Origin of the sequence: Skermanella sp. TT6 (assembly GCF_016653635.2) — a bacterium.
GTDB lineage: Bacteria > Pseudomonadota > Alphaproteobacteria > Azospirillales > Azospirillaceae > Skermanella > Skermanella cutis.
Genome location: NZ_CP067420.1, coordinates 3,389,061 through 3,401,431 on the forward strand (window position 1 = coordinate 3,389,061; position 12,371 = coordinate 3,401,431).

At 68.5% G+C, this 12,371-nt stretch carries 12 protein-coding genes and 1 tRNA gene; 1 reads left to right on the forward strand and 12 read right to left on the reverse strand.

Going from position 1 to position 12,371, the window contains the following annotated elements:
- Positions 1–54 precede the first annotated feature (54 nt).
- The 3 genes from IGS68_RS16030 to IGS68_RS16040 all read right to left on the reverse strand — a co-directional run bounded on the left by IGS68_RS16030 (position 55) and on the right by IGS68_RS16040 (position 2,735).
- The gene (locus IGS68_RS16030) at positions 55–1,071 is read right to left on the reverse strand and encodes a transketolase family protein (RefSeq protein WP_247880895.1); all 1,017 of its coding nucleotides are present in this window, start codon (positions 1,069–1,071) and stop codon (positions 55–57) included.
- Positions 1,068–1,913, reverse strand: a complete 846-nt coding sequence (locus IGS68_RS16035; protein ID WP_201071063.1) for a transketolase — start codon at positions 1,911–1,913, stop codon at positions 1,068–1,070. The genes IGS68_RS16030 and IGS68_RS16035 overlap by 4 nt, the downstream gene beginning before the upstream one ends.
- Before the next feature lie 72 nt (positions 1,914–1,985).
- Positions 1,986–2,735 (reverse strand): SDR family NAD(P)-dependent oxidoreductase, encoded by a 750-nt coding sequence (locus tag IGS68_RS16040; RefSeq protein WP_201071065.1) that lies wholly within the window; start codon positions 2,733–2,735, stop codon positions 1,986–1,988.
- A 202-nt stretch (positions 2,736–2,937) separates the two neighbouring features.
- Here IGS68_RS16040 and gcvA point away from each other — a divergent pair, with 202 nt between their 5' ends.
- Positions 2,938–3,885 carry a transcriptional regulator GcvA gene (gene gcvA, locus IGS68_RS16045; protein WP_201071068.1) on the forward strand — a complete coding sequence of 316 codons (948 nt, stop codon included), beginning with the start codon at positions 2,938–2,940 and terminating at the stop codon, positions 3,883–3,885.
- A 70-nt stretch (positions 3,886–3,955) separates the two neighbouring features.
- On the opposite strand, the gene IGS68_RS16050 is transcribed toward gcvA, so the two are convergent.
- From IGS68_RS16050 to IGS68_RS16090, 9 genes are all read right to left on the reverse strand, one after another.
- Complete coding sequence (locus IGS68_RS16050; protein WP_201071071.1) at positions 3,956–4,825, reverse strand: hypothetical protein; 870 nt, start codon at positions 4,823–4,825, stop codon at positions 3,956–3,958.
- A 315-nt stretch (positions 4,826–5,140) separates the two neighbouring features.
- Positions 5,141–5,473: a HepT-like ribonuclease domain-containing protein gene (locus IGS68_RS16055; RefSeq protein WP_201071074.1), complete on the reverse strand. Its 333-nt coding sequence runs from the start codon at positions 5,471–5,473 to the stop codon at positions 5,141–5,143.
- 40 nt (positions 5,474–5,513) lie between these two features.
- Positions 5,514–5,810, reverse strand: coding sequence for a nucleotidyltransferase family protein (locus IGS68_RS16060; RefSeq protein ID WP_201071077.1), 297 nt, complete (start codon positions 5,808–5,810; stop codon positions 5,514–5,516).
- 242 nt (positions 5,811–6,052) lie between these two features.
- A tRNA-Glu gene (locus IGS68_RS16065) sits at positions 6,053–6,128 on the reverse strand.
- A gap of 108 nt (positions 6,129–6,236) precedes the next feature.
- A complete protein-coding gene (gene recJ / locus IGS68_RS16070) occupies positions 6,237–8,024 on the reverse strand; it encodes a single-stranded-DNA-specific exonuclease RecJ (protein WP_201071081.1) in 1,788 nt (595 codons plus the stop codon).
- Positions 8,021–8,989: a class II fructose-bisphosphatase gene (glpX, locus tag IGS68_RS16075; RefSeq protein WP_201081379.1), complete on the reverse strand. Its 969-nt coding sequence runs from the start codon at positions 8,987–8,989 to the stop codon at positions 8,021–8,023. Before glpX ends, recJ begins: the two co-directional genes overlap by 4 nt.
- Before the next feature lie 118 nt (positions 8,990–9,107).
- Complete coding sequence (locus IGS68_RS16080; protein WP_201071083.1) at positions 9,108–10,400, reverse strand: homoserine dehydrogenase; 1,293 nt, start codon at positions 10,398–10,400, stop codon at positions 9,108–9,110.
- Positions 10,397–11,647: an LL-diaminopimelate aminotransferase gene (locus IGS68_RS16085; RefSeq protein ID WP_201071085.1), complete on the reverse strand. Its 1,251-nt coding sequence runs from the start codon at positions 11,645–11,647 to the stop codon at positions 10,397–10,399. The genes IGS68_RS16080 and IGS68_RS16085 overlap by 4 nt, the downstream gene beginning before the upstream one ends.
- 174 nt (positions 11,648–11,821) lie before the next feature.
- On the reverse strand, positions 11,822–12,274 hold the full coding sequence (locus IGS68_RS16090; protein WP_201071087.1) for a hypothetical protein: 453 nt from the start codon (positions 12,272–12,274) through the stop codon (positions 11,822–11,824).
- Positions 12,275–12,371 lie beyond the last annotated feature (97 nt).

Consider the following 12,371-nt stretch of genomic DNA (forward strand, 5'->3'; position numbering starts at 1 on the left):
ATCGCTGGGCCGAAATCCCTCCGATGGCCGCCGCAGGGAGCCCGGGGGCGGGGCTTATAGCCAGCCCTTGATGCTGCGCGCCATGGCCTCGGCGGAGATGCCGTAGCGGTCGTGCAGCGTAGGCAGAGCCCCGGCGAGCAGGAACTCGTCCGGAAGGCCGATCTGGCGGAACTTGGGAGTCACGCCGGAGCGGAGCAGCACGCCGGCCGTCGCCTCGCCCAGGCCACCGATCACGGTGTGGTTCTCGGCCACCACCACCATGCGCCCGGAGCGCGAGGCCTCGCGCAGGATCGTCTCGGTATCCAGGGGCTTGATCGTCGGCACGTGCAGCACCGCGACCCCGATCCTGTCGGCCTCCAGCGTCCTGGCGACTTCCAGGGCGCGCATCGTCAGGATGCCGGAGGAGATCACCAGCACGTCGGCGCCGTCGCGCAGCAGCTTCGCCTTGCCCAGCTCGAAGCGGTAGTCGTACTCGTCCAGCACCAGCGGCACGTGGCCGCGCAGCAGCCGCATATAGACCGGTCCCTGGTGGGATGCGATCGCCGGCACGGCCTGCTCGATGTCGAGCGCGTCGCAGGGATCGATCACGGTCATGTTGGGCATGGCGCGGAACAGCGCCAAGTCCTCCGCCGCCTGGTGGCTCGGCCCGTAGCCGGAGGTCAGTCCCGGCAGGGCGCAGGCCAGCTTGACGTTGAGGTTCTCCTCGGCGATCGTCTGGTGGATGAAATCATAGGCGCGGCGCGAGGCGAACACCGCGTAGGTCGTGGCGAAAGGCACGAAGCCCTCGTGCGCCATGCCGGCCGCGGCTCCCATCAGCAGCTGCTCGGCCATGCCCATCTGGTAATACCGGTCCGGACAGGCCTTCGCGAAGACGTGCAGGTCGGTGTACTTGCCGAGGTCCGCGGTCATGCCGACGATCTCCGGCCGGTCCTTGGCCAGCTCGGCCAGGGCGTTGCCGAAGGGCGCCGGCTTGGTGCGCTGGCCCTCGGCGGCGATCGAGGCGATCATGGCGGAGGTCTTCAGGCGCACCTTGGGACCGGCGCCGGTATTGGTGTCGGTGGCGGGTGTCATGCGTTCCTCCCGGCTTCGAGGGCCTCGAGGGCCAATTGCCATTCGTGCTCGTCGACGCGGATGAAGTGGTTCTTCTCGCGAGCCTCCAGGAACGGGACGCCCCGGCCCATGCGGGTGTCGCAGACGATCATGCGGGGCTTGGGCTCGGGATGGTCGCGGGCGGCGTCGAAGGCGGCGACCACGGCATCCATGTCGTTGCCGTCCACCCGCCGGACGAACCAGCCGAAGGCCTCCAGCTTCTCGACCAGCGGCTCGAACGCCATCACCTGGGTGGACGGGCCGTCGGCCTGCTGGTTGTTGACGTCGATGATCCCGATCAGGTTGTCGAGCTTCCAATGGGCGGCCGACATGATGGCTTCCCAGACCGACCCTTCGTCCAGCTCGCCGTCGGAGAACAGGGTATAGACGCGGGAGGACGATTGCTTGCGCTTGAGGCCCAGGCCCATGCCGACGGCGATCGACAGCCCCAGCCCGAGCGAGCCGCCGGACATCTCCATGCCCGGCGTATAGGAAGCCATGCCCGACATGGGCAGCCGGCTGCCGTCGCTGCCGTAGGTCTCCAGCTCCTCCTCGGGGATGATCCCGGCCTCGATCAGGGCGGCGTAGAGCGCGATGGCGTAGTGGCCGTTCGACAGCAGGAAGCGGTCGCGCTCCTCCCAGTGGGGATCTTCCGGGCGATAGCGCATGGCGTGGAAGTAGGAGACGGCCAGCACGTCGGCGATGTCGAGCGCCTGGCCGATATAGCCCTGGCCCTGGACCTCGCCCATCAGCAGCGCGTTGCGGCGGATGCGGTAGGCGCGTTCGGCCAGGTCCACGTTGTGTCCCAGTGGATTGGTCTGCATGGTTCTCTCCAGCGTCGTCGACGTCGGGGGCGGCGTCGGGGGACGGCGGCCGTGCGGGCACGGCCCCGCGCGTCAGTGGATCAGCATGCCGCCGTTGACGTCGATGGTGGCGCCGGTGACGTAGGAGGACAGCTCCGAGGCCAGGAACAGGCAGGCCCGGGCCACGTCCTCCGCGTCGCCGAGGCGGTTGAGCGGGATGCCCTTCAGGATCTCGGCCTTCAGGTCGTCGGTCAGCTTGCCGCCGGTGATGTCGGTCTGGATCAGGCCGGGCGCGATCGAGTTGACCCGGATGCCGTCCGGACCCAGTTCGCGGGCCATGGCCTTGGCGAGGCCGAGGACCCCGGCCTTGGCGGCGCTGTAGTGCGGTCCGCCGAAGATGCCGCCGCCGCGCTGGGCGGAAACCGACGACATGCAGACGATGGAGCCTGAGCGCTGCTTGCGCATGTGCGGGATCGCGGCCTGGCTCATGTAGAGCGTGCCGCGGAGACTGACGTCGAGCACCGCGTCGTAATTGCCGGGTGCGATGTCCATGAACTTCAGCGGCTGGGTGATGCCGGCATTGTTGACCAGGACGTCTACCCGGCCGAAATCGCCGACCACCCGGTCCAGCGCGGCGATGCAGGCGTCCTTGTCGGTCACGTCGCAGGCGATGCCGCGATGGGCCTCCCCCAGTTCGGACGCGGCGGCCGAGGCCTGTGCCGCGTCGAGATCGAGAATGATCGAGCGTCCGCCATGCAGGGCGAACAGCTTGGCGATCGCCCGCCCGATGCCGCGCTTGGAGGCCGCCCCCGTGATGACGCAGACCTTGTTGGACAGCAGCATTTCCCCTCCTTTTGATGACCGTTGTATCCGGCGGCCGCTTCGCGCGTTCCGATCGGCGCAGCGCCTGGGATCGCTTTCAAGGACACTGGAAAAGTCTCTTGGATTGCGTGCCCGGCCGTTGATCCGAATCTAAATTCTTGAGATTAGCTGCTCAAATGAATAATAATGCCTATTGTTGAATTCAATTCATCTGAATGCGGCGATGCGAAACAGGCTGTCCATCAAGTCCATTCAAGCGTTTGAGGCCGCCGCCCGGCTCGGCTCCTTCGCGGCCGCAGCGGAGGAATTGGCCGTCACGCCTTCCGCGGTAAGCCATCAGGTTAAGCTCCTGGAGGAGCAGCTTGGAATCTCCCTGTTCCACCGGGTCCATCGCGCGGTGGTCCTGACGGATGCGGGCCGGCATCTCGCGACCGAGGTCATCGCCGCCTTCGCCCGCATCGATGCCGCCACGCGCCACGCCGAGGTCGCCGGCATGAGCGCCGTCCTGACCGTCCATTCGACGCCGAGCTTCGCGTCCCAGTGGCTCATGAGGAGATTGACGCAGTTCGGGGAGCATCATCCCGGGATCGATATCCGCCTTCACGCCTCCGTGGAGGTCATCGACCTGGGCCAGGGCGCCGTGGACGTGGAAATCCGCTACAATCCCGGTCCGCCCGCCGCGGGCACCGTGATGGTCCCCTTCCCGGACGACCTGATCGTGCCGATGTGCTCCCCGTCGCTGGCCGGCGGGATCAAGCCGATCCGCAAGCCGGCCGACCTTGCCCACCACACGCTGATCCATTCCGAGATCACGATACTCGGTTGGCGCGACTGGGCGCGGCGCCACCGCAAGGTGCGTCTCGACCTGGAGCGGGGTCCCCGGTTCGACCGCTCCTTCATGGCGATCAGCGCCGCCGTGGACGGGCTGGGCGTCTGCCTGGACAGCCTGTTGCTGGCCGAGCAGGAACTGCGGACCGGCAAGCTGGTCGTTCCCTTCGCCGGCGACGTCATGACGTTCCAGGGGCACGGTTTCGTGACCCTGCGCTCCAAGACGGACCTGCCGAAGGTCAAGAGCTTCCGGGAATGGCTCTTCGCCGAGCTCGCGGAAAGCCGGAAGTGGGCGGACCGGTTCATGGCGGACGGGATGTGCGCGCCCGCCCCACCGTCATGACCGAACGGCGGCGTCCGGCAGAACCGGCGCCGTCCAGGCGTGGAACGCCACCCGTGGAACACGCCGGCGGCTATCCCCCCAGCAGGTCTATGAAGACGAAATTCTTCGCCCGCCCATAGAGCGACCACGGAATGCGCCGCGGGTACCAGTCGTCGGGACGGGTCGCGCAGACGGGGTTTACCTTGACGCCGTAGCTCAATCCGGAACCGGAGACGATCTTGCCTCCCTCGATCCGCAGATCCGCGTTCACCAGGGCCTTCGGCGTCTCGATGACCGCCTCCGCCAGCTTCGACGTCATCTCCGACATTTCGGGCGCGCTGACCTCGGTCCGGATATCGCCTCCGGCGCGGGTCTTCAGGCTGTATTGGACGCTCGCTATCAGGACCGACTGCCCCTGGCAGACGAATTCCTTCTCGTCGAGCAGCCGGTCCACCCAGGCCTTGCAGCCGGGCTCGGCCGTCAGCTTGACGAAGATCTCCTCGTTCTTGTCAAGCGGGATCTCCAGCATGGCCACGTCGGACAACCTGTAAGTGACCGTCTCGACGATGTTCCGGCCCAGCCTGGCGTTCAGGAAATCGGCGACCTGCCCACCTGCCTTGTATTCGCCTTGCTGGAGCTCGTGGGCGATGGTTTCCTCGCTGGGAGATCGGACGAGCACTTTGCCGACGTCGGTCTCATCCGCCCGGCAGATGGTCCTGTAGAAGCGGCCGTCCCGAGTGACATGATAGACCGAGCCGGGCCCCACCAGCGTCGTCGGCGGAACGACGGGGTAGAAGCCAAGTTCCTGGATGGACTCCCGCATCGCGTTGGCCGGCCGGTTCTGCGCCGAAGCGACGAAGAACCCGACCGTCGGGACGCCGATGGCGATAACGGCCGCGACCAGCTTCAGCAGGGTCGATCGCGTCATCCCCATGGCGGCACCGGCCCCGTCACTGGCCACAGCAATAGTTCCCGCAGGGCCGATAGCCCTTCGGGCAGGCATGCGCGCTGTCAGACGCAATAGCCATGGCCAGAACTGTGAGGACGCAAAGAGAAAACAAGCGCATGGCCGACTCCATGAACACTGTCGTTTCGATCAGTGTAACGGAAGTGCAGTCCAGGAATATTCTATCTTCGGGTCATCGTACGGCCGTTCAGCCACGGCAGGGTGAGCATTGACCCATAGGGTGTCCTGCAACCTGCCAGTCCTTGAAGACTTGAAGATCACGGCGCGCTCGGGAGGCCGGCGCCAACCCTGGGCAGGCAGGCAGAGGAATCACTCCGGAGGCGGTCGTCCGGAAGCGGCGCCGTCGGGGTCCGTGCGCTGGTTGAGTTCCCGATCGACGACGGCCAGTAGTCCCGGAAGACTGTCCCGGACGGTGCGCCAGACAAAGGATTCAGCCACGTTGTCATATTCGTGCCGGTAGACGTTTCCACTGCCCATGATGGCCCGCCAGGGCAATTCCGGATGGCGGGCACGCAGCGGCTCTTCCAGGCGGCGGCTGGCTTCAGAGATGATTTCCAAGCAACGGGTGACGGCGTAGAAGGTGCGCCGGTCGTCGGCAAAGGCGTCGAACTCCATCCCGGCCACGAAGGAGCGTGCCAGCATGCCATTTTCGAGGATGTCCAGGAGGGCTTGGCGGGTTCGGTCAGAAGGCATAGAGCGCCTCGCGCTCAGCCCAAGGCCGAACGTGCGGCTTGAGCTTTGCGCGGTTGGCGACGTCGACCCGGACGGGGAACAGGCCCCCGATGAAGTCGGTCAACTCGACATACTCGAAGACGCCGATCGGTGCTTCGGGGTCGAGGTCGATCAGGAGGTCGATGTCGCTGGACGGTTTGGCTTCGCCGCGCACGACCGAGCCGAACAGGGCGGCATGGCGGATACCCCGGTGGCGGAGTTCCGGCTCATGGGCGCGCAGCGTGGCGATGACTTGTTCCCGATCCATGCCGCGAGTATAGGCGGTCTGCGGGGAAAATCCAACCGGCGGCCGATACTAGCCCCTGCCGCCGATCCGGTCCCGCCCGGACTTGCGCCGACTTGCCAGTGGCCGGGCGACTGCCGCCGGGGGACGCCCCTGCCCCGGAGAGGTGTCGGGGTGGCTACGTCACGGGCTTCACCCGCCGAGCGCGCTTCGCGGGAAGTTTGTGGAATGCTTCCGCCGTACGATCGCCAACCCCTTGGAATGGTTGGCGTCCCCTACGGGATTCGAACCCGTGTCGCCGCCGTGAAAGGGCGGTGTCCTAGGCCTCTAGACGAAGGGGACGAGGCGCTGAAGTGAGTGGATGGATAGCCGGGCGACGGGGGTAAATCAAGGCGGTTTTTGCTGGGGCGGCGAAGTTTCTGCGGGAAATATCTCCGCCCCGGCAAGGGTTCAGTTCCCTCCCCAGACCGGGGCCGCGTCCTCGATCATCAGCTGGACCTCGTTGCGGCCCTGCCAGTTGTCGGGGCGCAGGTGGCCGGCGACATGCAGCGGCGCGCCGCCGCTCTTCAGCAGGCCCTTGCCAAGGTCGCTGTCGAGCGCGCGGAACGCGATGGCCTTCAGGCGCTCTCCCCCTCCGCCGGTCAGGATGCAGCGGACATGGTTCTCGCCGACCACGCTGGCATGGGCGATCCGGGCGTCGGCCAGCGCGAAGCGGGGCTCGGAATTGCCGGTGCCGAAGGGACCCAACTTGGCGAGCGTGCCGACCAGGTCGGGCGTGGCCCCTCCCACCGACAGCACGCCGTCGAGTTCCAGCGTCGGGGCGAGCGGTCCGCCCTCCTGCTGGGCGGCGATGCGGTCGGACAGGAATCGCTTCAGCTCCGGAAGCCGCTCGGCCGCCGCGGTGAAACCGGCCGCCATCCGGTGGCCGCCGCCGGCGATCAGCAGGCCGGCATGGCGCGCGGCGATCACCGCCGCCCCCAGGTCGACCCCGCGGACCGACCGGCCGGACGCCTTGCCAATGCCCTTGTCCAGCGCCACGACGCAGGCCGCCCGGTTGTACCGCTCCTTCAGGCGGGCGGCGACGATGCCGATCACCCCGGGGTGCCAGCCCTCGCCGACCGCGAAGACCAGGCCGCCCAGGTCCTCCAGCGCCGCCTCGACCTGGACCATGGCTTCCTCGACCACGGTGGCCTCGATCGCGCGGCGCTCGGTGTTGTGCTGGTCGAGGATGCGCGCCAGCTCAGCGGCCTCGGCCGGATCGTCGGTCGAGAGCAGCCGGGCGCCCAGGTCGGACGCGCCCACCCGGCCGCCGGCGTTCACCCGCGGCCCCAGGATATAGCCGGCGTGCCAGGCGTCCGGCTTCTCCGCCAGCTTGCACAGGTCGGACAGCGCCGTGATGCCCGGATTGGCCCGCCGCGCCATCACCCTGAGCCCCTGGCTGACAAGGGCGCGGTTGAGGCCGACCAGCGGGACCACGTCGCACACCGTGCCCAGGGCCACGATGTCGAGCCAGCCCATCAGGTCCGGCTGCTTCCGGCCGTTCGACCACCAGCCGGCATCCCGCAGCACGCGGTTGACCGCCACGACCAGCAGGAAGGTGACGCCGACCGCGGCCAGGGTCTTGTGCGGCGAGTCCTCGTCCACCCGGTTGGGGTTCACCACCGCGACCGCCCGGGGCAGGCGCGGCTCCGCGGCGTGGTGGTCGACCACGACGACGTCGAGCCCGGCCCCGGCGGCGGCGGCCAGCGGATCGAAGGCGGTCACGCCGCAATCGACCGTGACAACCAGGCTGACGCCCGAGTCCTTCAGCCGGAGCAGGGCCGGCGCGTTGGGGCCGTAGCCTTCGGAGATCCGGTCCGGAATATAGACGGACAGCTCCGCCCCGGCCGCCCGGAAGAAACGGCGCAGCAGGGCCGAGGAGGTGGCGCCGTCCACGTCATAGTCGCCGAACACCGCCACCCGTTCGCCGGACCGGATCGCCCGCGCGATCCGGTCGGCCGCTGCGTCCATGTCCTTCAGGTCGCTGGGGTCGGGCAGCATCGCCTTGAGCGTCGGCGACAGGAAATTGTCCGCCGTCGGCAGGTCGACGCCGCGCGCCGAGAGCACGCGGCCGACCAGTTCCGGCAGGCCGTGGCTCTGGGCGAGCGCCAGGGCGGTCCGCTCGTCGGACGGCCGGGCGACCCAGCGCCGACCGCCCAGCGAGCGGGATACGTTCAGGAAGGCCTGTTGCGAACTCACTTATCCGAGGGACCGAACCCGGTCTTGCGGCGGAAATTGTGGTGCGCCTCGACGATCCGGACGGTGCCGCTCTTCGAGCGCATGACGATCGAGTGGGTCACGGCCCCGCCGGCGAAGCGGCGCACGCCCCGCAGCATGGTGCCGGTCGTGACGCCGGTGGCGGCGAACATCACGTTGCCGCTGGCGAGATCGTTCAGCTCGTACTTGCGGGTCAGGTCGGTGACGCCCCAGCGCGCCGCCCGGGCCTTTTCGTCGTCGTTGCGGAACAGCAGGCGGCCCTGGAACTGGCCGCCGATGCAGCGCAGGGCCGCCGCCGCCAGGACACCTTCCGGCGCGCCGCCGCTGCCCATGTACATGTCCACGCCGCTCTCCGGCTGGGAGGTCGCGATCACGCCGGAAACGTCGCCGTCGGAGATCAGCATGATCCGGGCGCCGGCCTCGCGGACCTTGGCGATCAGCTCCGAGTGGCGCGGCCGGTCCAGGATGCAGACCAGCAGCTCGGAGACCTCGGCCCCCTTGGCCTTCGCCAGGTTCTTCAGGTTGTTGGCGACCGTCTCGTCCAGGTCCACGACGTTCTCGGGCAGGTTGCCGCCGACCGCGATCTTGTCCATGTAGACGTCGGGCGCGTTCAGGAAGCCGCCCTCCTCCGCCATGGCGACCACGGCCAGCGCGTTCGGGCCGCCGGTCGCGGTGATGGTGGTGCCTTCCAGCGGGTCGAGGGCGATATCGACCTTGGGGCCGCCGGTGCCGACCTTCTCGCCGATATAGAGCATCGGCGCCTCGTCCCGCTCGCCCTCGCCGATCACGACGGTGCCGTCGATCGCCAGGCTGTTCAGCGCCTGGCGCATCGCGTCCACGGCCGCCTGGTCGGCCAGCTTCTCGTCGCCGCGGCCGATCAGCAGCGATGCCGACAGGGCGGCCGCCTCGGTGACGCGTACGACCTCGAGGGCCAGGTTGCGGTCCATCTGACGCGCTGCTTGCTCTACCATCGTTTTTCCCCCTGGGGTTCTTCCCCAATTTCCTCAACCGATTGAATTTCCGCCGGAGCCCTGTTTTCCGGGCCTCCGACCCGTCGGACGTGACTCAGAACTGCTCGATGCGAATCATCCGCGGCGCTTCCAGCACCGCTTCCAACCGCGACAGCGACTCCAGCGCCCGCTGCATGGACGCCTCGTCGGTATCGTGGGTAGTCAACACGACGGGAACCGCTTCGCCCGGCGCACGGCCGCGCTGCAGGAACGATTCCATGGAAACATTCTCGTCGCGCAGCGCCGCCGCCACCTCTGCTATCACGCCGGGGCGGTCGACCACCATGAGGCGCAGGTAGTACGCTCCTCGGCGTTCCTCGGGAGGGGCGGCGCGGACGCTTTCAAGCCGTCCGGACGGGACGCCGAACGCCGGGGAGATCCTGCCCCGCGCGACGTCCACGAGGTCGGCGACCACGGCGGACGCGGTCGGTCCGGCCCCGGCGCCGCGGCCGACGAAGGTGACCTTCTCGACGAAGTCGCCGTCGGCGACCACGGCGTTGAACACCCCGTCGACCGACGCGATCGGCGAATCGATCGGCACCATGGCCGGATGGACCCGCTGCTCGACATTGCCGTTGTAGCGCCGGGCGATGCCCAGCAGCTTGATCCGGTATCCCAGTTCCCGGGCATAGTCGATGTCCAGCGCGGAGATGTGCCGGATGCCTTCGATATGGACGGACCCGAAGTCCACCGCGCAGCCGAACGCGACGGAGGTCAGGATCGCCAGCTTGTGGGCGGCGTCCACGCCGTCGATGTCGAAGCTGGGGTCCGCCTCGGCGTATCCCAGCTTCTGCGCCTCGGCGAGGACGTCGCCGAACTCGCGCCCGGTCTCCCGCATCTCGGTCAGGATGTAGTTGCAGGTGCCGTTCAGGATGCCGTGGACTTCCTTGATCCCGTTGGCCGCCAGCCCCTCGCGCAGGCCCTTGATCACCGGGATGCCGCCGGCCACCGCCGCCTCGAAGGCCAGGACGGCGCCGTGCTCCTCGGCCAGCCGGGCGAGGCCGGTGCCGTGGACCGCCAGCAGCGCCTTGTTGGCGGTTACGACATGCTTGCCGCGGGACAGCGCGGTCTCGCACAGTTCGCGGGCGATGCCCTCGGACCCGCCGATCAGCTCGACCACGACGTCGACGTCGGGGTCGGCCGCCAGCGCTGTCGCGTCCTCGTACCAGCGGGCGCCGCTGAGATCCACGCCGCGGTCGCGGCCGCGGGTCCGCGCGCTGACCGCGGTGACGATCATCCGCCGGCCGCTCCGCCCGGCCAGCAGGTCGGCATGCTGGTCCAGCAGCTTCAGGACGCCGCCGCCGACGGTGCCCAGGCCGGCGACCCCGATCTTCAGCGGGGCCGTCACGACGCGGCCCGCTGCTTGGCGCCGGCGGGAACCGGGGTTCGGCGGACGGTACCCTGCGGCGCGATGCCCGCCTCCTGGAAGAACAGCCGGATGTTGCGGCAGGCCTGCCGGATCCGATGCTGGTTCTCGACCAGCGCCAGGCGGACATGGCCGTCGCCGTACTCGCCGAAGCCGATGCCGGGCGCCACCGCGACCTTAGCCTCCTGGAGCAGCAGCTTGCTGAACTCCAGGCTGCCGAGATGGGCGAACTGGGCCGGGATGGGCGCCCAGGCGAACATGCTGGCCGGCGGGCTGGGCACCTGCCATCCCGCCGCGGCCAGCCCCTCGATCAGGACGTCGCGGCGCGCCTTGTAGATCGCCCGAGCCTCGGCGACGCAGTCCTGCGGGCCGTTGAGCGCGGCGGCGGCCGCCACCTGGATCGGGGTGAAGGCGCCGTAGTCCAGGTAGGACTTGATGCGTGCCAGTGCCGTGATCAGCTTCTTGTTGCCGGTCGCGAAGCCGATGCGCCAGCCGGGCATTGAATAGGTCTTGCTCATCGACGTGAACTCGACCGCGATCTCGCGCGCTTCCGGGATCTCCAGGATCGACGGCGGCGGCACGTCGTCGAAATAGATCTCGGAATAGGCCAGGTCGGACAGGATGTAGATGCCGTGCTTCAGGCAGAACTCGACGATCGGCCGGTAGAAGTCGAGGTCGACCACCTCCGCCGTGGGGTTGGACGGGTAGTTCAGCACGACCGCCAGCGGCTTGGGCACGCTGTGCTTCACCGCGCGCTCCAGCGACTCCATGAAGCTGTAGCCCTGCCCGATCGGCAGGTGCCGGATCGCGGCGCCGGCCAGGATGAAGCCGAAGGGATGGATCGGGTAGCTGGGATTGGGCACCAGCATGATGTCGCCCGGGCTGGTGATCGCCTGCGCCAGGTTGGCCAGCCCCTCCTTCGATCCGATCGTGACGATCGCCTCGCTCTCCGGGTCGAGCGTCACGTTGAAGCGCTTCTTGTAGTAGGAGCAGATCGCCCGCCGCAGGCCGGGGATGCCCCGCGAGTTGGAATAGCGGTGGGTCTTCGGGTCCTGCACCGCCTCGATCAGCTTTTCCACGATGTGCGGCGGGGTCGGCAGATCCGGATTGCCCATGCCGAAATCGATGATGTCCTCGCCTGCGGCCCGGGCTCGCGCCTTCATGGCGTTCACTTCCGCGAACACATACGGCGGTAATCTCTTGATCCGGTGGAATTCGCTATCCGTCATGGGTGCCCCGAAAACCTGGAGATACGGGCGCCTGAAAAAAGCGCGCCGCCCCATCCGGCCGCGGCATTTCGGCCGGACCGGAGCGGGGAGCCAGTATGTACCGCCCCGACGCTCCGGAATCGAGATTTTTCGGCGGCGGCGTCACTCCAAAAGATAGCCTTGGGGGAAGGAGGCTCAGGGGGCCGCGGGCGGGGCCTGCGGGATCTGGATGGCGCTGACCGGCGGCGGAACGTCGCCGCCCATCTGGGGAAGCGTCGGCGGCGCCTGCCGCGCCGGGGCGACCGGCGCCCGGGCCTCCAGGTCGGCGCCGGAGGCCAGGTCCTCGCCCCTCTCGACCTTCAGCCTGTCAAGCAGGGCCTGCCGCTCCGCCGGCTTGCTGAACGCGGTCGGCCGGGGCGGCACGCTGGCGAGGTTGGGCCAGGTCTTGTCCTCGTCGGTGGCGCGCCGGATCAGCCCCTGCTCCGCCCCCTCGGGCGGCAGGCCGGCGCCGCCGCCCAGCAGGTCGAGCACGGGGCTGTTGGCGCACCCGGCCGTGCCGGCCAGCAGGGCCGCGGCGGCCATGAGACGCCAGGCGGCCGGCCGGCGCGGGCGGGAATGCTGATGCTGGTTCGGGATTGGGCCGGTCATTTCGTCGCCATTTTATATTTTCTGTCACCCATTGCCGTCATAGTCTCCCATGGCGGAGGTTCCCGAGTTCCCCCGTGCGTCGTTTGGGCGCGGGCGG